The organism is Paenibacillus sp. NPDC058174 (genome assembly GCF_042883865.1).
Taxonomy (GTDB): Bacteria; Bacillota; Bacilli; order Paenibacillales; family Paenibacillaceae; genus Pristimantibacillus.
Window position 1 is genome coordinate 1,325,602 of record NZ_JBHVUY010000001.1, and the last position, 21,491, is coordinate 1,347,092.

Here is a 21,491-nt window from a genome sequence, read left to right on the forward strand (position 1 = left end):
CGTTTCCCCCTCCAAGTCCATGTTCTCTTGCTTAGACTATATATATGAACTAACAGCATCGTATCGGGGAGAGATGTAATTGTCAACCTATGAACGGATTTCGCTTTTCTTTTGACCAATCGAAGGGCCTGTCATTCCTGACTCCTCCAGGTTAATATTAACCTCGACTTCAACCTTTGCGTCTTGAAACAGCTGCGGCCATTCCTTCTTCAACAACTTCCATTGCCGGGGATGCTGACGGTGTACGGACACGCCAAACCCGAGAATGTCTGTTTTGCGCGCTTGTATTTCCTGTATCACACGCTTTACCTCGGATGAGGTTTGCTCATTTAAGTACTGCTGCACCATTGCAATATTTTTCGTTTGAAATAAATCGAGATGCGTGTTGTTTTCTCTCAGAACGCCTTTAGCGCCAAGCACGACATGAATGCCAATGTTGTCATTCTCATCTGCTGAAGTTTGAATTTTAGCCGATAAATGGTTGATTTCCACCACGATATTTCCCTCTTCCGAAGGAATTTTGACTGTGCGGATCGTACTGTCAAGCTCTCCCTTGATCCATTCTACAATCATGCCTTTCTTCAAGGTCAAATAACTTACTAGTTTGGTATCTTTATTAAAAACAGCTGTTCCCCACAGCTTCAGCTTCGAATTCGAATCATTTTGCGTTGTAATAACGGGTAACACCGGACAGCTTTCCTCGCTTGCACTCGCCATTAAAAACTTCAGCAAAGTTAAATCAGGAGTTGTGCCTGCTGCCTCATGAATTCTGAAGAAAGCATTGGCAGGCACCTGCTCCAACGGATATTCGAATGATAATAGCTCCGCAGCCGTATTTCCCTTCACAACAAGAATATCCGTACGCAGGCGAACAATAGGGTTGCGGCTGTATTCATCGATGATGTTGGAGAGACCTTTCTTTGCCAGTGTCTCGCCAACAAGGATGACACGCCGGTGGCCGGCAAACCAGGAACGGGATACTTTCGTTTGAAGATCTTTAGCTGCCTCGTAGACACTATTCCCGCTTCCCGTAATAGTGAATGAAGCTTTCCCGGCTGCCGATTCACTGTCCCCCAATTCTCGCGGGATCGGAAACTGCGCAGTAGCCAGATAACTGCCATCCTCCTTCAAGTCCATTCCCCAAGCAAAGATGAGCGCTTGATTGTTCAGTTCCCTGCGATCCCAGCAGCCTGTAAGGAGTAATGCTAGAATGATAAGAGTCATCCATCGCCAGCCCAGTTTAATTTGACTCATCCTTTCTCTGCATACTCTTGCCGCGTATGACGGAAACCAGCAATAATAACAGCGGAATGCCTATCACATTGACTGGTATGACAAACGGAATCCAGAAATGCTGGACATATTCTTTAATGGGGGCCGTCGCATTCTGCGGCAGCAGCGCCAGCACTAGCATAATCGGGGCAAAAAACCATAATAAGATTCGCCAGTTTTTTATGTTCAGCCATTGGGCCGTCCCATACACGGTTATAAATAGAAATAACGATAGTTTGATAAAAGCGGAGAACAGCCAAATGATAACGAAGAGAATATCGACGTTCTGGATAAACCCGAGAACCGATATAAAACGGGTCATCCCAAAAAAAGGCGCCCACATACGCGTAGGTAAAATAGGGCCAAATGTCATAATAACCATCATTGAAGCCGCCACTACTAACACAGCTGTAAGAGCCATTCCCCACATCGTTATCGGTAATGCCTGCTTCGAATTGGACATAAAAGCAAAAATCATCGTGAACATAATGATGTCGCCATAGAAAGCAACGCCCGAAATCGATCCCTTTATGATGTTCTTCCAGCCGCTATCTATGAATACGGGCGTCAAATGATGCCAGTCCAAATGATTGCTGCTGAGCAGGCATGTACCCACAATAACGACTAAAATGATGGGTCCCATCAGCTCCCCGCAGCGCGCAATCCCCGCCAGTCCTCCAACAAAAATCACATAGATAACAAGAATAAGCAAGGTTACCATAATGACGTATAACGGTGTTTTCGTAAACAAAGTTATGTAGACGAAGTCAGCAGAATTGCGCAGCACCATGCTGTTCAAGTACATCCACATAATAAAGTAAGGCAAAATAACGATTTTGCCCCCCCATTTGCCCAAAATCGTCTGACTGTATTGTACAAAGGTTTGCTGAGGATACCTCATGCTCAATTTCACAATCAGGAATACAATTCCGAATCCCATAAGTCCGGCAAGCAGCATGGAAATCCATGCATCTTGGTTCGCTTCTATCGCTGCGGCAGATACCGCATAGAGCATCGTCAGCACGATTTCAATACTGAAGACGAGCCAAAACAACTGCCTGCCGGATATTTGCATATCTGCTGTTCTCCTCTCTTTGATGTTACTTTGCACCCTAGCTTTATTTTCGGCTCTCTTTGTTCTGAGCGGGATCTTGTCCTGCCGGTGTACGGATTATGTTCTCATCAACTAGAAAAGCAGGCCTTTTATTCATGTTCCAGCGGGGCATACGAATAAAAATATCCTTCAAATTGCTGGATAAGTTAGGTGCAACAGGCGCTAAGTAGGGAACCCCGAACGAGCTGAGATTGACTAAATGGATAATGAGTGCGATAACGCCAAAACCCACTCCGTAAATGCCCAAGCTGCCAGCCAGCAGTAAGAGAGGAAACCGTAACAGCCGAAATGCTAATCCCAGATTGTACCGAGGCAAAGAGAACGATGCAATCCCGGTAAAAGCAACCACAATTACAGTAGGCGCTGATACGATCCCTGCACGTACTGCAGATTCTCCAAGAACCAGCCCCCCAACCATGCTTACAGCAGAGCCAACCGGCTTGGGCAGCCGAATTCCCGCTTCACGCAGCGCTTCAAAAATAACTTCCATTAGAAGCGTCTCAACGACAGTCGGAAAAGGAACATTCTCGCGAGCGGCAGCGATTGTTAACAGCAGCGCCTCTGGAATAAGCTGAGGGTGGAAGGTTGAGGTCGCAACATAAAGAGACGGAAGAAGAAAGGAGACACTGAGCAGGATAAAGCGCAGTAAGCGAATACCGCTTGTATAGATGAAATGCTCATAGTAATCCTCAGCAGCATGGATCGCAGACCAGATGGTCATCGGAACGATCAGCACAAAGGGCGTACCATCCACCATAATGGCAATTCTGCCCTCCAGCAAGCTCGCAACTACAACATCCGGACGCTCCGTATTTTGAACTAAAGGAAAAGGCGAATGCGGCGTATCCTCGATAAATTCCTCAATATATCCCGAGTCTAATATGGCATCTGTCTTGATGCGGGCAATCCTCTTGCGTACTTCCTGCAATATACTAGGTTTAACTATTCCCTCTATATAGGCGATGGAAATTCCGGTCTGCGACATCTCACCGACAGTGGTCATTTCGAATTTCAGCTTTGAACTGCGCATTCTGCGGCGTATTAGTGTTATATTGGTAAATATTGATTCCGTAAACCCTTCTCTTGGACCCCGAACGACGGATTCCGTACCCGGCTCCCCGATGGGACGCTTCTCATATTCACTCATGTTGCCAAGCAGAGCTTCTGTTTCTCCCTCGGTAAGCAGAGCGATTTGTCCATTGAGGATTCCTTGTACGACAAGCGAGGTGTCGCTTACCAGCGCAGTTTGCCGGATGGCGAGCGCCTGGTGAGCAATTAACTCTTTAAAGAAAGATAGCTTGTTCAACTCCGGATTATGTCCTGCTGTAACAATTGGCTGCAGAAGCATTTCCTCTAATCCCTTTGTGTCCACCAAACCATTTACATAAATGACCAGCACATGCATTCTGCCTTCGATATGGAGAGGACGAAATACGACATCCGAGCAGTTTTGAAAAATCTCTTTCAAATAGGCTTCATTTTGGTAAAGCGAGGGATTTAATTGCTGCTCTGGCACATCGTCATTTCTATGGATGTTTTCCCCCTTAGCCATAAGGCACCTCCCCCTGTCAGCTTGGCATTACAACTTGCAGCTCTTTCCTCAATTTGTTTTGTTAGCTTAACCCATTTATGGAATTCCATTCTTCATGTAAGTAAGCATGTACAGATACGCCAGCGTATGACGTTCTCTGCATCACGCAAAAAAGGTATGCAAGCATCGCCTTTCGACGTCTGCATACCCTTATTTGATCCATAATAGTAGCAGGGCTGCCCAGAGGATTTTTACAACCTTTTGAAGCAGCCCTATATTTTTTTACGCTAATTTCTCAATAATGATAGATGCACTAACGGTAGGCGTTCCTCCGCCAATACTTCCCTGTAAGGTTTGAGCACCTGTATTATCAATCCGGTTTAATGTTAACGTGCCTCCGGCTGTTAATTGGGCGATAACTTGACCGGGATACGGATTATTGCCTGCCCCTGATCCATAGTTGCTACAATGAACCAAAGATGCTGCAGCTGGCCCTCCGCCATCCGGATCAAAGAACAATCCAAATGCAGAGTTCCCTGCCATAGGGAATACTTCCCATGTAACCCGATAGAATCCGCTTTGTAAAATATTAATGGTAGATGGTGAAGTGAAAGATAGTGCAGTTGAGTTAATTAAAGAATCGTTAAAGGTAACCGCTCCGCCTTGACCGCCGGGAGCTGGTGCCGCTTCAACAGCTTGATCCACAGTGCTGCACAGAAAAGCAAAAGATGCTACTGCAGCAGGACCTTGCGGACCCTGCGGACCTTGGGGACCTTGAGGGCCTTGCGGACCCGTTTGACCAGCAGGACCGGCTGGACCTTGGGGACCTTGTGCTCCCGGAGGACATGGAGGACAAACACCTTGCGGCCCCTGAGGACCTTGTGGACCTTGTGGGCCTTGGGGACCCGGAGGGCCTGGAGGCCCCGGTAATCTACCCATCTTTGCACACACTCCTTTAATGTACTGAGGATCGGTGGCCGATTAAAAATTGACAACCGGCATAACCGCTCACCCCTTTTGTATTCCAACCCATGTTATTCCAGTAGATACCAGTTCGTGCAAATATCTTTGATCAAAAAATTATTATGTAGTTGTATTGTTGTCCATACGTTTCTCTTTTAGCTACATACTCTACTACTACGACTCTCTTTACTAATATTGGAGGCATATAATGAACAATAAAAACGGTTTGGTAGGTATTCTAGTTGCAAACCGTATTCAAAGAAAAAATGTTCTTAAGCTGTATCATCAACACAATACAACCAAAATGAAAATATTTTGCTTCACTCCCTCGTCCATCCGGTGGAAAAGCAAAAGTATACTTGGACTTCATCGTGTAAATGGGAGATTGGTGCTAAGCAGATTCCCTTTCCCTCAGGTTGTGTACAACCGATGCTATGACACAAATCAAGAAACAATTGAACGATTGAGAGCCGTAATCGGAAGTCGTAAATGCTTCAACCGGATTAATCAATTCAATAAAATTGAAATTTATAACCATTTAAAAGATTTGCTCGCAGACTATTTACCAGAAACCTTTACCTACGATAAGGAGCAAGCAGTCCAACTGCTAGAAGCTCACAAAACCCTTTACCTTAAACCTTGCTTCGGGAATAAAGGAAAAGGGGTCTATCGTGTGGAGATGAAAGATTCAGATGAAATCCACCTATGTCACCATTATTTTTCGCCCAAAATAATAGTAAGAGACCTGTCAGAATTCCAAGACAACATTCAAAAGCTGATCGGTTCAACTCGCTACATCATTCAACAAGGTGTCGATGTTCAGCAAATAAACGAACAAAGCTTTGATATCCGGGCTCTCTTGCAAAAAAATGAAAAAGGCATGTGGAAAGTAACCAATATTATTAGCCGTATAGCATATGCAGGCAGCTATAATACTAGCATTTGCGAACAGGTTTGTTTAACGATTGATATCCTTAGTCGCCTGTACCCACCGGATAAGGTTAAAGCAATTCTCGATTCTATTCATGACATAAGCTTAAAGGCAGCTGAAATTATAGATTCAAATACCAGCTATCATCTTGGAGAATTCAGTGTAGATTTTACGTTGGACAAAGACGAACATCCCTGGATTATTGAATTAAACGGTCAGCCGCAAAAAAATTTATATAATGGACTCCGCAACCAGGTTGAGGTATTTAAGCGGCCATTGGAATATGCTCACTATTTACGTACACATTGAGCATTCCTAATCGCCATTATATGGTTACAGGCTTGGCATGGTTACATGCCTTTACTTCCTTCATTAATTGCAGACAAAAGCAGCAGATTCCGAAGAACCAGCTGCTTTTTTTGTTATTTTTTAATTAACGTGAAGTCATCAAATGCAGCCCAATTGCCTGCTGCGGCATTGGAGTGAACCCCAATGGTAATCGTGCCGGTCGTTACATTAATATTGTCGATTACTAACTCCACCCAGGTGCCCGTGGAAGCTGCAGTCAGGTTCGTGCTGTAGACAGTCGATCCGCCATAATTGCTTGCTTCCAGGCGAAGAGCGCTTTGACCGCCGCTGGAGCGCACCCATACCGATGCTTTGTACGTACCGTTAGGCACCGATACAGCTTGGAAAGTCGTCTGCTGATACGCGGTTGCCGCGAAGTGCGTCAGCTTATAGGAACCTGTACGTGGTGTATCTGTATCTACACTTTGCGCAACAGCTTGGCCAGTTGGACGCCATTCACTCCAATTGCTCAAACTTCCTGCTTCGAATCCCGGATTGAGCAGCAGATTCGACGTTGAAGAGGATGCCGTAAAACCAATGCCGTTCAGATTTAATGCTCCTTTATAAACGACGTAGACATCCTGCGTACCGGCTGCTCCGGTCAAGGCTGCGCTATTCGTTGCCCAAGTCTGCCAACCGCCAGTTCCGCCTACAGGCACCGTTCCGAGCAAGGCTCCAGTTGGGCTTCCTGTACGAATCTCAAGCGAAGTAGCCGTTGTATAACCGTTTGCAACACGTGCGCTAACGCCTGTTACCCCGTTCAAATCGACATTTTTGAACATAATCCAGCTGCCGTTGGATGCATTGCCGATATCCAGGCCTCCGCCTGTATCACTTGTTGCTTCCGGTTTGATCGAGAATGCTTCGTTATATGCCGAGGCTTTCAACCCATACGTGTTCGGAATAATCGTTTGTGTTGTCGACTGCGTTCCGGACCATTTGAAGGTTACGGCAGATTTGCCAGGCAGCGTGTAAGTAAAGGACTGGCCGCCCCATTTCACTTTAAAGGTATTGTTGGAAGTCGTTTCATTATATGCGACAAGCACTTTGCTGCCGTCCGGATTTTTCGCTGCTATGTTATGAATACCATTGGCATAGCCGGTGGAGGCGATTCGCACCGCTCCTGGAACGATATATTTACTGAGGTGACCCATTGCATAATACGAAGGTCCATATGTTACTGCACCCGTGCCTTGGTTAATCGTAACCAGTCCTGTACATGTAGTGCAGCCGCCGTTTGTCGGGCCATTAGCTGTATCCAGTGCCATATTCCATGCAATAAAGTTTTTGGACCAATGGCGAAGCGTCTTCGTCAAGTTTTTCATATCCACGTCAAACTGACCTGTTGTGGTATCCGTCCAAGTACCGCCTGTACATTCGGTCTCATACGTGTCCTTGGTCGGGAACAAGTAATGCATGGTCGACATAATCGTTGCTTCGCCGCCGTAGCAATGCCATGCGGTACCGGCAGTGTAGCTTGCGGCAGCCGAATCGCTATAGTAAGCAGGAACAAAATCGATATCCCAGTTGTGGTCAAAAGCGAAGATTTTGACGTTTTTGCCGCTGAGCGCCGGACCCAAATTATTTTTCACGAAATTGGCCTGTTCCTGCGGCGTCATATACATGCCCGGATATCCCGTTGAAGCCCAGCGCGGCTCATTATTAGGGGTCACTGCATAGATCGGCACGCCTTTGGCCGCATAGGCATCGATGAAGTTAACAAAGTAGGCAGCAAGATCACCGTAATGCTCCGTTTTCAGGGTAGCCGTATCTCCGCCAAGCATGGAATTATTGTTTTTCATCCAGCCTGGCGGGCTCCATGGGCTGGCAACGATCTTCAGATTGCTGTTCAATGTCCGCGCCTGCTGCAGAAGAGGAATAATATCGATCTCGTCTTGCGCAATCGAGAATGTTGAAGTCGGTGTCGGCTTATAGTTGTAGTTGCCAACATGGGAGAAATCGGATGCACCTATCGTCTGACGAAGCCAGCTGATTCCGATCCCGCTTGTCGGACTGAACAGATTCGTCATCAGCGTATTGCGATTGGCTGCTGTAAGCTTCTGATTCATCAGATAAGCCGAGGAGTCGGTAATAGAAGCGCCAAAGCCGTCAATCGTCTGAAAGGTCGAATTTTCATCCACAAAGATGGTATTTGTACTCGAGGCTGTGTCCGCTGCAAATGTCAGATTGCTCTGCGGGGCCAGCTTTTCCGTTAATGATTCATTCGTACGCCATACGCTTACCGTTTCTCCTGCCGCGGCTGCTATCTCCGGCTTTGCAAGCGATAATGAAGTTACCAGCAACGAGGTGACCAGTGCTGCCGCAGCCATACCTTTAAACAAATTAGCCATTTTATTGCCTCCTTTGTTTGTTACTGCAAATGATTGAGAAGCTTTGATGCCTTATTTGCCCGTTTTTTGCTTCCAGTCGTCCAACTGCTTCTGTACCTCTGCTACCACCTTCTCGATGCCTGCTTTTTTACGTTTCTCGATATATTCAGCCAGCTTCTGCTCGACGTCTGCTGCCCCCGTGTTCAGCGGCGGTCCAAATTCGTCGTTGACGGCTTGAATATTGGCGATTTCCGTCTGCACCGGCTCCGGGTCAAAGGTGAAGCCCAGAATCGGGGAAGACTTCGCTTCATTATTTTCCTTCAGCGTCTGCTCGCGCACCGCTGCATCCTGGCCTTCCTGCATATCTGCGAGGAACGTATTGCCAAACACCCAAGTGATATTCGGGTTATAACTGCTGTTCTCATTCATCTTGATCATGTCATTCGAGATTCTGGTATAATGCTTGCCTTCAATCCCGTAGCTCACCAGATTGAGCAGCTCTTTATCCGTATTGAGAAGGTTCAGAAACATAAGAGCGCGCTCCGGATTTTTCGACGTTTGGCTAATGGCCTGCATCGACTGAATAATCGTATTTGTTCCGACAAACGGCTCCGAAGTAGGAACGATGACAATATCCTGTCCGCCGGAAGCATTCTTCTCTTCGACTTCACGGCCCGGCTTCAGCACGTTATGGAAGGATACGGCGATCTGGCCTGCTTTCTTCCGGTCATCCAGCGCTTTCACCGTAGGCGCATCCTTATTAATCAGACCCTTGCTGTACCAGTCATGCATCAGAGTCAGATACTCCTTATACTCCGGTGATTGAATGACGTCCATGACCTTGGACTGGGCGTCATCCCGATAGAGACCCACGATAGCTTCATTCGAGATATATTCGATGTTGTTGTAGGTTGTCTTCATATTCTCGAAGTTGCCGGCGCGTGTTATGCCAAACGGAATGATGTCCGGCTCGTTCTCCTTGATTTTCACAAGGAATGGCTCGATATCCTTAATGGACTTGATTGCGCTTGGATCGAGGCCGTACTTGTCCGCGAAGCGCTTCTGGATGAGGAAGCCCTCTTTGTTCGTAATCGTCTGGTAGTTAAGAATGCTGTAGATTTTACCATCCACCTTCAGCGCTTCCCATACCATATCCGGGAACAGCTTCTTCAGCTCAGGTGCATTCTTATCCAGCAGCGGTCCCAGCTCGACAAACGCGCCGCGCCGCGAATTCTGCGCATAGTTGAACATCCAGAACGAGGTCCAAGCGATATCGAATTCCTCATTGGCGGCAACCATCGTATTGAGCTTCTGCTCGTAGCTTCCTCCGTCTGTCGGCATCAGCTTGATGGTGGCGTTAATTTTCTCCTGTGTAATTTTGTTGATGGCATCCTCTACTTCCTTCGTACCCGGCTGTGTACTCCATTGCGGGTAATACCAGGTGAGCTGTACCGGATTAAGCTTTGGGCTTTCTGATCCCGCCGTGCTCTGAGTGCTGTTTGCCGGCTTGTTGCTGCTTGCGGGACTGCTCGCGTTGTTTCCGCTGCTGCATGCAGACAGCACCAGCATTAACCCGATCATAAACGCAAGCATAGCTTTTCTGTTCATGCCTTTTCTGTTGTTGTATCCCATCTTTATTGATGACCTCCCCAACTATTTATGGAATACGGCTGTGGACAAGCCATGGTCAAGTCCAAGCCGTGTGTTCCCGAGTGCTAATTACTCTTTAAGCGAGCCGACAGTCAGCCCTTTGACAAAATAACGCTGGAAGAACGGGAAAATAAAAAGCATCGGTCCCGCTCCAAGAACCGCTAATGCCATCCTGGTTGTTAAGCTAGGAAATTTAGTGACATCCACACTGCCGCTAAGATGCTGTGAATTCACGGCATAGAATTCAATCGTACTCATAATCCGGTATAAGAGCAGCTGCAGCGGAACGAGACGATCCTGATCGATGAACAACAGCCCTAGCCACCAGTCATTCCAATAGATGAAAGAGATGAACAAGCCAACCGTTGCAAGCGCCGGAGTGGACAGCGGCAATACGATCGTGAAGAAAGCACGATACTCGCTGGCCCCGTCTATCTTGGCAGATTCGATGACTTCCGCCGGCATCCGGTCAAGGAAGCCCTTCATAATCATGACGTAGAACGGATTAATCAAATACGGAATAATGAGCACCCACAGCGTATCCTTCAGATGCAAATATTTTACAACGAGAATATAGAATGGAACGAGACCGCCGTTAAACAGCATCGTGAATACGACAAATAAAGTTGTCGCCTTTCTATAGCGGTACTCCTTGCGGGACATGACATAGGCAATCATTGCTGTAAGCAGCAGACCCATTATTGTTCCGAGAAGCGTTACCGCAATCGTTATACTGTAGGCATTAAGCAGAATGCCGGGGTTGTTGAATACAGCTGCATATCCGTCAAGGCTAAACTCTTCTGGGATGAAGCGGTAACCATGCTTGACCACGGAACCTTCCTCCGAGAAGGAAATAGATACAACCAGCAGCAAGGGATAGATCATGATGGCAGCCACGATCACCAGAATGGCATGGCTTAACAGGCGAGCGACATTTTTTCTCATAAGAACACCCCTACCACAATGCGTGATCCGAATTCGATTTCTTAATAATCGTATTGGCTGCAATGACAAGCACAAAGCCAACAAGCGACTGGTACAGCCCTACAGCCGCCGACATTCCGACATCGCCAACCGTCCTTAACGCACGGAACACATACGTATCGATAACATCCGTCGTCGAATAAAGGAAGCTCGAATTGTTCGGAATGAAATAGAACAGACCAAAATCTGCCCGGAACATTCCTCCAATCGCCACGATAAGCAGTACGACAATTAATGGCGTCAGTAGTGGCAATGTAATTTTGCGGATCATCTGCAGCCGGTTCGCTCCGTCGATTTTCGCCGCTTCATAATAGCTCGGGTCTATTCCGATCATTCCGGCGTAATAGACAAGCGTTGAGAAGCCCAACGTCTTCCATAAGTTAACAGCGTTCAGAATATACGGCCAGCGGCCAGGCTCCTGATACCAGCTGACTGGCTCATGTCCGAACAGCTTCCATATATGATCCAGCAGCCCCCGGTCCTGTTCAAGGAAAGCCAGCACGATATAGCCGACCACTACCCAAGACAAGAAGTAAGGAAGGAACAACGCGCTTTGGTAGAACTTCACCGCCTTGCCGCTCATCTCATTCAGAAGCAAGGCCAATAGCAGCGCGCACACTAATGTAATGAGAATAAAACCGCTGTTGTACAACACGGTATTACGGGTAACTCTCCACGCATTATCGGAAATAAAGAAGAAACGGAAATTATCAAGGCCGTTCCATTCGCTCCCGAAAATCCCCTTGTCGAACCGGAACTTCTTGAATGCAACAATTAGTCCAATCAAAGGCAAGTAGCTGAAAATCAACTTAAACAGCAGCGCCGGCAGGCTCAGAATAAAGAGATCCCTGTTCCTGCGGAAATGCCCTTTGCGATTCGGCTTGTTGGGCTTGCTGAGTATGATCGCTTCGTTTTTCACGTTTTACATTCACCTCCCCTTGCTGCCATATTTGAAATCCGCAGCTGTCATAGGCCCATTTAAGCAGACGGGAGGGCTTTTCTTCTACTGAACATATTGCACTTTACTCTGTTTTGGCTTGCACTATCGACATATTTCTCCTATCTCTTGCGAGGGGAAAAAGAAGCCCTGAATTCTCGCGATTCTATTGAGATTCAGGGCTTACAGATCGTTATTTATCAGGCGCAATGACTTTGCGGAGCCTGTAGTTTTTCGGCGAGGTGCCGTATTTGCTCTTAAATAGTTTGAAGAAATAGCTTTGCGAGCGGTAGCCCGCCTGTTCCATCACTTCATTGATGGTGATATCCTTCGTCTCAAGCAGCTCGAGGGCTCGCTCCAGACGGAAATCATTCAGGTATTCAGTAACGGTCATTCCCGTGCTTTGTTTGAACTGCCTTCCGATATATGCAGAAGACATCTTAAGCAGCTGAGCCATCGCATGGAGGCTGAAGTCCGGGTCCATACTGTTCTCGGCTATCATATCCTTCATCGTCCGGGCCAGAATGTCAGCCTTTTCCGCCTCTGCCGGATTATCCTGCTCGGACAGCTGCAGTGCAAGAGACTGGAACAAAGCCTTGATCTCCTCCGCCGTTTCCTGCTTAAGCACTTCCAGGTGGAAAGCCCGGATATCGATTTCGAGAGGCCGCAGCCTGTGTTCATTCATTTCACTGATCGTCTTCGTTACGGTCACCGTCATATGCATAACAGCATTCATAAACTGCGTGTAGGTCAGCATCGAAGCGTATGCGAAATAGGAATCAAAATCTTTAGTCAGCTCCGTGCTGTTCCCCATACGGAGATGCTCAGTCATCAGCTTTTCAATGTGAGTCGCCTGATGCAAATCCTCATGCCGCTCCTCTGTCTTCACCAAATCCGCTGTAATAAGGACAGAGCTGCCCAGCAGCATCCGGTATTGCATCAATTGCTGCGCTTCAAGGTATGCCCCCGCTATCTCCGTGCAGCTCTCAAATGGACGGGCAAGCGACACCGTCGTAGACAGCTTATAATAACTTTGAATGATATCCTGCATTTCACTAATGGCCGCTTTAATCGGTTCTATTGCATTCCTTGATAGAGAGACAATAAAAACAAACTGGTTATCCCCCATCTCAATCCATGCTGGCTTCCCATGCCGGGACAGCAGCTCATCGGTGATATTGCCCAGCGCAAACCGGTAAATTCGCTGTTCCTCCGTGCTCGCCTGTAGCATAGATTGCTCGAACTGATCAATTTTGCAAATTCCGATGAGAAACGGCCCTTCTGCATCCAAAGGGAGCTGATACTCCTCAAGCAGCTGTCTGAATCTCACTTCCGTTAGCCCGGAGCCTCTGCTCAATATACTGCGAATGTGAAAATCCTCGATAATTTTCCGGTTTCGGACATGATGCCGTTCCGCGCTGTCCGCCTTATCAGCCATAGAGGCGTAGCTGGCGGCAAGATAAGACCATTCATCCTTTTGCAGACCGGATTTGGCTTCCGGAGGAAGTGCTCCCCGTACCTGCCTCACCATCGTATCAACCGGACGGTAAAGCCTTGTTGAAATAATAAGAGCAATTATCGCTGACATCAGCAAAAATAAAGCGGTTACAACAATGAGCATGTTGCGGACTCCATACAGCTCGCGGAACGCATAATCATAGGACTGGATGCTGATCGCCTTCCAATTGTATTTGCCAAGCGACATGACGGTCACGATTGACTTGTTGTCTCCCCGGCCATAGGTGAACGTCTCGAACTCCGCTTCGCTTTCCTGAATCCGGCTCGTAATACGATCAGGCAGGAAATCCGCCAACCGGTTATCGTTGGAATAAAGCGAGCCATTGCCGTCCATCAGCAGCACCGAGCTGCTTTTGTCATAAGCCAGATCGTTAATGACTTTGATGTTGTTAAAAATCCATTCCGGCTTTACATTCAGAATCAGCTTGCTCTGCTCCGTCTGATTGGCCTTATCGTCATACATCATATAGGAGAAGAAATCGATAGCTGCCTGCGAATCTCCCGTAATCTTCATCGGGACAAGCCGCATTTTCTGCAAATTGGATTTATTGCCCAGCTGCATTTCGAACCGCTCGATTTCGCCATGCAGATTATCCTGGAATTTGCGGTTAGTGGACAGATAAGTATCGGTATAGCAGTTATACAGAATAATAGAATACAAATAAGTAGAGGAATCGGCCACCTTGTCCAGCTTCGCCAGCTTAATGGCAATATCCTCATAACTAAATGTCTTGCTATATAAAATCGGGATGACCTCATTGTCAAAGTAAAGGGACATCATTAAATTTTTCAAAATTTCATCCATGTACTCTACGTTATACTTGACCTGCGCGAGTACTTTGCGGTTCGCCTCGGTCTGGATACGGAGCGTCGAACTCTTCATATTCCAATATAAAGTAGAAGCGAATACACATAGAATAGCGACAATAAAGGCAATTAGAGACCATAAGATACGCTGCAAATATTTGCGGGAACGAAATGAAATCAACATCTTACAATTCCTCCTGGCAGACTGAAGTCATCGCTTTCTAAAGCATAGAGGGCTATCCCTGGCAGGGAACAGCCCTTGAAAAATTACCTTATGCAATTCATTCGAATCAACGCTGTGAAAAGCGGTAAGTCGCAACACTTTTGGCCGGGACATTGGCCTCAAACTGCCTGCCCTCGCATACAACACGTATGGGCTGCTCCTCCAGCGTCTGATTAATGACAACTACGATGACATGACCATCCGGGTTCAAGAATGCCACATTCGTTACCGTATCTGGAGAACCATAGTTACTCTCAATTCTCCAAGCCCCTCTTTGAATATATCGGGCAAACTGAGCCGTCATATAAGTCTCCGGTGTCATCCAATATTCATCCGGACGGTCTGCATGCAGCACCAGCAGCGTTGGATCCGGAATGCCTACCCACTGATGCTTGCCAATCCGGCTGTCGAGCATCGTCACCCATGCGTTGTAGCTGGAGGCCCAGTTGCGAAAATATTGCGCAATCCGGTCGGCTGCAGCCACTCCCCAAATCGACCTCTCCGTCATATGGATCGTCTGATCGGGATAAGCGGCTTTGAGCTCGGTCATGACGGAAGGCTCGCCTTCATAATCGTGAAAGGCTATGCCGTCTGAGGCGTAACGTCCTTCCTTATCGTTAAGAATCGGGCAAGCGTACATCCACGCATCCTGAAAGTTATGATCGAAGATCCAGATCTTTGTGTCCAGCTGATGCGCATCCAGTTCTTTTCGGAGCGCGATAATCAGCTCTCTCTGCTGTTCCGGGCTCATATAGCAGCTTGGATAATCGATCTCCAGCAAGGGCTCGTTCTGTACCGTAATTGCATAGAGCTCGATCCCCTGCTCCTTGTAAGCCTGAATAGCTTTACGGTAATAAAGAGCCAGGGCGTCGATATAGGCCTTTCCTTCCTTAAGCTCTCCCCGCCACAAACTGCCCGAGGTCTTCATCCAGGCCGGAGGTGACCAAGAGGATGCGAAAAATTTCAGATCCGGCTTAACGGTCAGCATTCGCTGGACAATCGGAATAATGCCAAACTCTATATCCTTGCGGATCGAGAACCGTTCCATCGCAAAATCCGTTTCTCCGTCTTCCAGATCGTTATAGCTATAGAAGGCTTGTGCTGTAAAATCAGAGGTACCGAGCGTAAGCCGTATAAACGAAAAACCCGCGCCGTTTACCGGATCAAGCAAAAAGGAAATAACCTCCTCTTGCTTCACAGGAGACATGCGTGCCAGATTGTATACCGTGCTTTCCTCCATGGAGGATCCAACTCCAAGCATCTCCTGATATTTCATCTCCGGAAAGACTGTAATGGTCGTCCGGTTCTCCGGACGCGGAGCATGTGTCCATAGCGGAGGTCTTGCTTCACCTTTATACTCAATTTCCTTAGATTCGTAAAACCAGCTGCGATCTCTCGGCTCCAGCTCAGAGCTCCACCATACCTCGACTTTAGTTGCTGTCATCTTAATCTCCTTTTACCTTTACAAGGGATGAATTCTGTTTTCTCTTCCCAGCATGACAGCATGGAGAGGTCTGGGCTACTGCTCAAATTGTATATTTCTCTACTTTAGCACTTCACTATATAGTAAAAAGTGATCTAGAAGAAGGCACACATTCTGAAATCGATTTCATTCAAAATGGTAGTAAAAAGGAAAGCTAACGTAGCGGCAGCTTTCCTTTCATAAAAATGGACGACGGCTCTCAGCGAGACACTCTACCCCTTTTTCCATTTGATGTCCATGTTTGAACCAAAACAACATTTATCGAATTATCTCTCCATCATCTTGTCTGATCCAGGTGTCAAATGAATGCTTGCCTTCTTGAAGGTTAATGACTCTCGCCCCTCTTTGGAGATTGCCATAAGCGTTATACCCGGTCGATCTGCCAAAGCACATACGTATGCCCTGCCATGTTCCGCAGTAGTCATTATCATGATCATGACCAACAAAGGTTCCCATCACATCACCCATCTCAACCATCGCACTGAATAATCCAGAATTGATTTTCGGACATTCAACGTCTTCTCCCTTTACTCCGGTAACCTGCTCTCCCGTCCATGCCAATTCGTACTCAGGCAACGGGATATGAAAAAATGCAAGTGCAGGCAGAGGATCTCCATTAAGCTCTTTATACTGATGGGACTTTTCCATATACCAATGAATCTGATCATGATGAATCCATTCGTATCCGCCAATCCGCTCAGGCGCATACGAGCCAGAGTCGAAAAAGTACAACATCAAACTGTCGCCGCCTCCTTCTGAATGCTTCACAGGCAGCGTATAATTGCCCACTCCATGGATCCCGGCAGGTCCAGCCACCGTCAAGCAGCCGGCATATTCTTGCTGGACAGCCAGGAGTTCCTCTCTAGTTACACCTGCTTCAGCATCATGATTGCCGAATACGCCAGCCCAAGGGATTCCCGAACGGACAACCGGCTCAAGCGCCTTACGGCACGAAATCAGCGGGTCCGTTATATCATGGCTCCAGTTCAGATCGCCTGTCAGCACGACAAGATCCGGCTGTTCCGCGGTCAAAATTTGTTCGATAAGCTGTACCGTTCTATCATCATCAGCCCGCTCCTTCGCGTGTTCATCTCCAATATGCAAATCGGTCAGCTGTACAATTTTAAAGGTCCCGTCCGGACGAAATTTCAGTTCATTATTCAAGCTGTATGCCTCCTTATTAAATAATCCGCCAGCTATCGCTATAATGGACACACCATTCCATTCGAAAGCGCTTGCATGTTCAAACCGTACAGATGGCAGGAAAAAAAACCGTTAGATAATCTGCAGTGGGTGATGCAATAGCGGCTCAGAAATAAAGTATAATAAGACGCAACGCTTACTGCAAACAAAAAGATACTGCATTAGGTTTAACTGGCTCCTCCCCCCATTGCAGTAGTTAAGTATACAGAAAATAATAATTTCTAAGACGCTCTCAAAAATAGCAATGACCCCCCTTCAAAAAGATGGGAGGTCATTGCTATTTTACAGAACCCGCTTAATTAGTACCCTTCCTAAAGTTTCACCATGCTCTATCCATCCCAAAGAGATCGGTACGGCTGCATTAAGGCTTTAATATCACCTTAATACAATCATCTGCTCGATTGTTAAATAAGCGGTAAGCCTCCCCGGCCTGATCTAATGTCATGCGATGCGCAATGATTGACTTCGGATCGAATTTTCCGGAGATAATTTTTTCGTAAAGTTCCGGTATGAAATGAACAACGGGTGCCTGCCCCATTTTTAGCATAATATTACGTGCAAAAAAAGCACCTAACGGGAAGACATTATAATTGCCTCCATATACGCCTGTTATTTGTACGGTTCCAAACTTGCGCACTGCTTTCGTCGAGATTTGAATCGGACCTAAAGTGCCTCCCTGTAACTTCAATTTTTGCTCTATATATTCAAGCGGGGATTTTTTACCGTCCATGCCCACGCAATCAATAACTACATCTGCTCCTCCATGCGTAATTTCTTTCATATGCTCACCCATATCGTCATATTCGGTAAAATCAAAAACTTCAACATGATTCATTTTTTTGGCATGCTCCAGCCTGTACTTCAAATAATCGACGGCAAAAGTAAGGATTCATCTTCAAGTTCGCAGGATGGCGGGATAACAAAAGGGGTAAAGTTACCAAACGGAACCCGCAAATACTCAGCTTGACCGCCAGGGTAATTACCATACTTCTCCGAATACCCAAAGTAGCCGCCTGAATCATAATGCGGATTCTACAATACCCATTGGCTCATGACCAATGACATAACCCTCTGGTAACAGAAAATTCCCTTGATAAAGATGCAGATCTGACCCGCATATTGCAGTGCTTGTAATTTTAACGAGAATATCGAATATCGTCCTTTTTTTGGAGCACAGCGTCCTTCACTTCACTAACAACAACATTCTGTGGCCCTTGATACGTGACGGCTTTCATGTTATAACCCCCTTATTCATTCATCCGGAACAGTCTCCGTTTCTTCAAATACATCTTGTCCAGGATATTCACGTTGTAAATTTTCATGAAGCTGATGGTTCTCATAATCAAAACGGGTTGATGCCGATCGCTGATCAATACGCCAGGGAGAGCTTTTCCCAAGCCGCTCGCTATTGATTGGTGATCCATATGGTCCTTCAGGAAATTCTTCAAATGTTAGATCATTTCGTTGTGATTCAACTGTTGATAAATCCGTATAGCTTTTTCTTTCTTCATTCAAAAATTTTTCGCTCATAAAATCCCCTCCAAAGATTGACGTGCTCTAATTTCTTCACGAGCCCGATCATTCATCTTTGCAGGCGACCACCTCGGTTCCCAAACTAAATGAACATCCACATTATTAACACCCTCTACTGCCGATGCTTTCTCCTTCACTTCTTTGACAATCACATCAGCGAGTGGACACTCAGGGATAGTAAGAGTCATTTGAATGTTCGCCTTACCTTCTTTGTCGACTTTTATGTCATAAATAAGTCCTAAATCGACAATATTGGCTCCAACCTCAGGATCAATTACTTCTTCTAAGGCTCCCCATATCGCATTCTCACTGTTCATTATCAGCTCGCCTCCTTCTTTTTTAATCTGAATAATACGGTTTTATTCTACTATTGTATGCTTACCTGAATCGCCAATAATATTCAACTTGTGAATAATAAAGAGAAGCTAAGAAAAGAATAGCCAGTGCCACAAACAACATAAATTGGAGGAATATGAAATGTACCAGAATCAAAATTTGTCTTCCCAAATTAATCAATGTGAAAACATTATCCAGCAAATGATGAACCAAACTCAACAAGCATCGCAAATGTATCAGCAATTACTTCAACAAGAACAACAAAATGCAAGAACGTTGGAAGAACTGGCGCAAAGAGAACAAAAAGCATCCCAGACTATCCAAACAGCTCTTCACGGCCATCAGGTAGCCATGCAGCAAATGCAGCAAATTTCCCAGCTGTGTAGACAGCTTGAACAATCCGTTCAAAGCAATTTAACTTCAACATTCAACCAGCCTCAAACAAATTACTCCACCCAATACACAAGAGGTTTTCAATAAGTATTAATTGAAGTCATCGATTGAAAAAAGGACGCCAAAATTTTGGCGTCCTTCTTAAATGTTTACTACCTAAACATGTCAACTAAGCCTGGGCTATGCTCGTTTGGCATATCCGGAAGCTGAGGAACTTCATAACCGACAGGCGGTGGAGTCACCTTTAGCTCCCCGCCATTCCTGCTAGGGGTTTTGCCATTAAAAATTTCGGAAATCCGGGATTGATCGAGTCTAAAATCAAACTGAACATTATGGAAGCCCATATCTACATATTTACGGCATTCCGGATATTTGTTGATATCGTAATTAGGAACAGGGAATAATTTACCCCAGTCCACTCCCAATATTTCTAGAGCTTTGGCAAATGCATTTTGATGTGCATTATCGCGGACAATTAAGAAACCAAGCGTTTCACGAAATGACTTGTTGGAGCTCATCTCATAAATTCTTGTTTTCTGCAATACACCTGTTGATTCAAGAACGACATTGTTCAACATATCACTAATGAGGTTCCCGTGGCTGTAAACCCATGATCCATTCCATGGATTCCCGCCTGCATCTATTGGAAGGGAACTTTTCGCCCCCATAATGAAATGATGCGGATTCGCATGCTTAATCGCCTCATCTATAGGTGCCGAATCCACTCCAGCGTTACCCGGTATGGATTCTCCAGCTCCATTAAGCAGCTGATTAATCGTATTCTGAACAAGCTCAACATGGGCAATCTCCTCTAGGAAAACTCCTCGTAACAAATCGCGGAATTGCTTCTCTTTCCCTCTGAAATTGGAGCTTTGAAAAAAGTATTGCATCATTGTCCTCATTTCACCGAATTGTCCACCCAGTGTTTCCTGCAATACTTTTGCAGCTGCTGGATCAGGTTGGTCAACCACGATTTTGTTGATCAATTCTTCTTTATAATAGTACATCTCTGATTCCTCCTTCATCTTTCTTTGTCTTAAAATGACCTCGATACGATATCACTATTCAAATTTCAAAATAGTTAAGTTGGATATTCTCGACTTTAAAGGGAAAATTAATATCGTATTTTAATGAGCAAGAAAGGAAAGGAGACAAAAAAATTAATGAATAGTATGCCTGAAGATGTTGATTACCTTAGAGCAGCTATATCCAATGTGATTTTTATCGGAGCTCCTGGTTCCGAGGATTGGGTATTAGTCGATACCGGAATTTCTACCTTTGGTGACAATATCAGAAGCTTCGCAGCCAAACGGTTCAGTTCAAGCAAACCCAAGGCTATATTATTAACACACGGACATTTTGATCATGTAGGTTCATTAGTTGATTTACTTAAACACTGGGATGTGCCCGTTTACGCACACCCTCTAGAGGTACCTTTTTTGAATGGTACAGCAGATTATCCGCCTGGAAATCCTTCCGTCGGAGGCGGGCTAATGGCTGCTTTATCGCCATTATATCCGCATAAGGGTATAGATGTCCGACTCTGGCTGCAACCATTACCGGATAACGGTGTTATTCCTGGACTTCCCGAATGGCAATGGCTGCATACACCCGGACATACCGAAGGGCATGTTTCCTTGTTTCGTAAGCGTGACGGAATAATTATAGCGGGTGACGCATTTATAACAGTAAAACAAGAATCTGCATTGGCAGTTCTGACACAAGAGAAAGAAATTCATGGGCCTCCGGCCTATTTTACATTCAATTGGCAACAATCGTGGGCTTCTGTTAGAAAATTAGCGGAGTTGAACCCCCTAACAGCAATAACTGGACATGGACATCCTATGTTCGGAGGCGATTTGCAAGCAGGCTTACAGCGATTAGCAGAAGAGTTTGATCGTATGGCCATACCTAGATAATAATACGGAGGTAATT

17 protein-coding genes and 1 pseudogene are annotated in these 21,491 nt (G+C 46.0%); 3 read left to right on the forward strand and 15 right to left on the reverse strand.

Features of this window, described 5'->3' with window-relative positions:
• Positions 1-87: 87 nt before the first annotated feature.
• The 4 genes from ACFVVF_RS05945 to ACFVVF_RS05960 form a co-directional block, all read right to left on the reverse strand.
• Positions 88-1,254: a Ger(x)C family spore germination protein gene (locus ACFVVF_RS05945; protein WP_387806318.1), complete on the reverse strand. Its 1,167-nt coding sequence runs from the start codon at positions 1,252-1,254 to the stop codon at positions 88-90.
• Positions 1,241-2,347 (reverse strand): GerAB/ArcD/ProY family transporter, encoded by a 1,107-nt coding sequence (locus tag ACFVVF_RS05950; protein WP_387806320.1) that lies wholly within the window; start codon positions 2,345-2,347, stop codon positions 1,241-1,243. Before ACFVVF_RS05950 ends, ACFVVF_RS05945 begins: the two co-directional genes overlap by 14 nt.
• 43 nt (positions 2,348-2,390) lie before the next feature.
• The gene (locus ACFVVF_RS05955) at positions 2,391-3,938 is read right to left on the reverse strand and encodes a spore germination protein (protein ID WP_387806322.1); all 1,548 of its coding nucleotides are present in this window, start codon (positions 3,936-3,938) and stop codon (positions 2,391-2,393) included.
• A gap of 261 nt (positions 3,939-4,199) precedes the next feature.
• Positions 4,200-4,856, reverse strand: coding sequence for a collagen-like protein (locus ACFVVF_RS05960; RefSeq protein WP_387806324.1), 657 nt, complete (start codon positions 4,854-4,856; stop codon positions 4,200-4,202).
• 232 nt (positions 4,857-5,088) lie between these two features.
• Between ACFVVF_RS05960 and ACFVVF_RS05965 the strand changes: the two genes are divergently transcribed.
• Complete coding sequence (locus tag ACFVVF_RS05965; RefSeq protein WP_387806326.1) at positions 5,089-6,120, forward strand: YheC/YheD family endospore coat-associated protein; 1,032 nt, start codon at positions 5,089-5,091, stop codon at positions 6,118-6,120.
• A 113-nt stretch (positions 6,121-6,233) separates the two neighbouring features.
• Here ACFVVF_RS05965 and ACFVVF_RS05970 read toward each other — a convergent pair whose 3' ends face one another.
• From ACFVVF_RS05970 to ACFVVF_RS06015, 10 genes and pseudogenes are all read right to left on the reverse strand, one after another.
• Positions 6,234-8,510 (reverse strand): carbohydrate-binding protein, encoded by a 2,277-nt coding sequence (locus ACFVVF_RS05970; RefSeq protein WP_387806328.1) that lies wholly within the window; start codon positions 8,508-8,510, stop codon positions 6,234-6,236.
• 51 nt (positions 8,511-8,561) lie between these two features.
• Positions 8,562-10,097, reverse strand: a complete 1,536-nt coding sequence (locus ACFVVF_RS05975; protein WP_387806330.1) for an ABC transporter substrate-binding protein — start codon at positions 10,095-10,097, stop codon at positions 8,562-8,564.
• A 111-nt stretch (positions 10,098-10,208) separates the two neighbouring features.
• Positions 10,209-11,084: a carbohydrate ABC transporter permease gene (locus ACFVVF_RS05980; protein ID WP_387806332.1), complete on the reverse strand. Its 876-nt coding sequence runs from the start codon at positions 11,082-11,084 to the stop codon at positions 10,209-10,211.
• 10 nt (positions 11,085-11,094) lie between these two features.
• The gene (locus ACFVVF_RS05985; RefSeq protein ID WP_387806334.1) at positions 11,095-12,042 is read right to left on the reverse strand and encodes an ABC transporter permease; all 948 of its coding nucleotides are present in this window, start codon (positions 12,040-12,042) and stop codon (positions 11,095-11,097) included.
• 211 nt (positions 12,043-12,253) lie between these two features.
• Entirely contained in the window at positions 12,254-14,569 is a 2,316-nt protein-coding gene (locus ACFVVF_RS05990) for a helix-turn-helix domain-containing protein (RefSeq protein ID WP_387806335.1), read from the reverse strand.
• A 106-nt stretch (positions 14,570-14,675) separates the two neighbouring features.
• Complete coding sequence (locus ACFVVF_RS05995) at positions 14,676-16,052, reverse strand: glycoside hydrolase family 30 protein (RefSeq protein ID WP_387806337.1); 1,377 nt, start codon at positions 16,050-16,052, stop codon at positions 14,676-14,678.
• Between the two features lie 297 nt (positions 16,053-16,349).
• Complete coding sequence (locus ACFVVF_RS06000) at positions 16,350-17,255, reverse strand: metallophosphoesterase family protein (RefSeq protein ID WP_387806339.1); 906 nt, start codon at positions 17,253-17,255, stop codon at positions 16,350-16,352.
• Positions 17,256-17,655: 400 nt separating this feature from the next.
• Positions 17,656-18,529, reverse strand: a pseudogene (locus tag ACFVVF_RS06005) (alcohol dehydrogenase catalytic domain-containing protein).
• A gap of 16 nt (positions 18,530-18,545) precedes the next feature.
• On the reverse strand, positions 18,546-18,824 hold the full coding sequence (locus ACFVVF_RS06010; protein WP_387806341.1) for a hypothetical protein: 279 nt from the start codon (positions 18,822-18,824) through the stop codon (positions 18,546-18,548).
• Positions 18,821-19,144: a metal-sulfur cluster assembly factor gene (locus ACFVVF_RS06015; RefSeq protein ID WP_387806343.1), complete on the reverse strand. Its 324-nt coding sequence runs from the start codon at positions 19,142-19,144 to the stop codon at positions 18,821-18,823. The genes ACFVVF_RS06010 and ACFVVF_RS06015 overlap by 4 nt, the downstream gene beginning before the upstream one ends.
• Before the next feature lie 160 nt (positions 19,145-19,304).
• Between ACFVVF_RS06015 and ACFVVF_RS06020 the strand changes: the two genes are divergently transcribed.
• Positions 19,305-19,643 (forward strand): hypothetical protein, encoded by a 339-nt coding sequence (locus ACFVVF_RS06020; protein WP_387806345.1) that lies wholly within the window; start codon positions 19,305-19,307, stop codon positions 19,641-19,643.
• A 65-nt stretch (positions 19,644-19,708) separates the two neighbouring features.
• Here ACFVVF_RS06020 and ACFVVF_RS06025 read toward each other — a convergent pair whose 3' ends face one another.
• Entirely contained in the window at positions 19,709-20,563 is an 855-nt protein-coding gene (locus tag ACFVVF_RS06025; RefSeq protein ID WP_387806347.1) for a manganese catalase family protein, read from the reverse strand.
• Between the two features lie 123 nt (positions 20,564-20,686).
• Here ACFVVF_RS06025 and ACFVVF_RS06030 point away from each other — a divergent pair, with 123 nt between their 5' ends.
• The gene (locus ACFVVF_RS06030; protein ID WP_387806349.1) at positions 20,687-21,475 is read left to right on the forward strand and encodes an MBL fold metallo-hydrolase; all 789 of its coding nucleotides are present in this window, start codon (positions 20,687-20,689) and stop codon (positions 21,473-21,475) included.
• The last annotated feature ends 16 nt before the right edge of the window (positions 21,476-21,491 follow it).

Bases quoted from the DNA above. Each gene is read 5' to 3' on its own strand.
- ACFVVF_RS05945 (WP_387806318.1), bottom strand. From the start codon at position 1,254: ATGAGTCAAATTAAACTGGGCTGGCGATGGATGACTCTTATCATTCTA.
- ACFVVF_RS05950 (WP_387806320.1), bottom strand. From the start codon at position 2,347: ATGCAAATATCCGGCAGGCAGTTGTTTTGGCTCGTCTTCAGTATTGAA.
- ACFVVF_RS05955 (WP_387806322.1), bottom strand. From the start codon at position 3,938: ATGGCTAAGGGGGAAAACATCCATAGAAATGACGATGTGCCAGAGCAG.
- ACFVVF_RS05960 (WP_387806324.1), bottom strand. From the start codon at position 4,856: ATGGGTAGATTACCGGGGCCTCCAGGCCCTCCGGGTCCCCAAGGCCCA.
- ACFVVF_RS05965 (WP_387806326.1), top strand. From the start codon at position 5,089: ATGAACAATAAAAACGGTTTGGTAGGTATTCTAGTTGCAAACCGTATT.
- ACFVVF_RS05970 (WP_387806328.1), bottom strand. From the start codon at position 8,510: ATGGCTAATTTGTTTAAAGGTATGGCTGCGGCAGCACTGGTCACCTCG.
- ACFVVF_RS05975 (WP_387806330.1), bottom strand. From the start codon at position 10,097: ATGAACAGAAAAGCTATGCTTGCGTTTATGATCGGGTTAATGCTGGTG.
- ACFVVF_RS05980 (WP_387806332.1), bottom strand. From the start codon at position 11,084: ATGAGAAAAAATGTCGCTCGCCTGTTAAGCCATGCCATTCTGGTGATC.
- ACFVVF_RS05990 (WP_387806335.1), bottom strand. From the start codon at position 14,569: ATGTTGATTTCATTTCGTTCCCGCAAATATTTGCAGCGTATCTTATGG.
- ACFVVF_RS05995 (WP_387806337.1), bottom strand. From the start codon at position 16,052: ATGACAGCAACTAAAGTCGAGGTATGGTGGAGCTCTGAGCTGGAGCCG.
- ACFVVF_RS06010 (WP_387806341.1), bottom strand. From the start codon at position 18,824: ATGAGCGAAAAATTTTTGAATGAAGAAAGAAAAAGCTATACGGATTTA.
- ACFVVF_RS06015 (WP_387806343.1), bottom strand. From the start codon at position 19,144: ATGAACAGTGAGAATGCGATATGGGGAGCCTTAGAAGAAGTAATTGAT.
- ACFVVF_RS06020 (WP_387806345.1), top strand. From the start codon at position 19,305: ATGTACCAGAATCAAAATTTGTCTTCCCAAATTAATCAATGTGAAAAC.
- ACFVVF_RS06025 (WP_387806347.1), bottom strand. From the start codon at position 20,563: ATGTACTATTATAAAGAAGAATTGATCAACAAAATCGTGGTTGACCAA.
- ACFVVF_RS06030 (WP_387806349.1), top strand. From the start codon at position 20,687: ATGAGCAAGAAAGGAAAGGAGACAAAAAAATTAATGAATAGTATGCCT.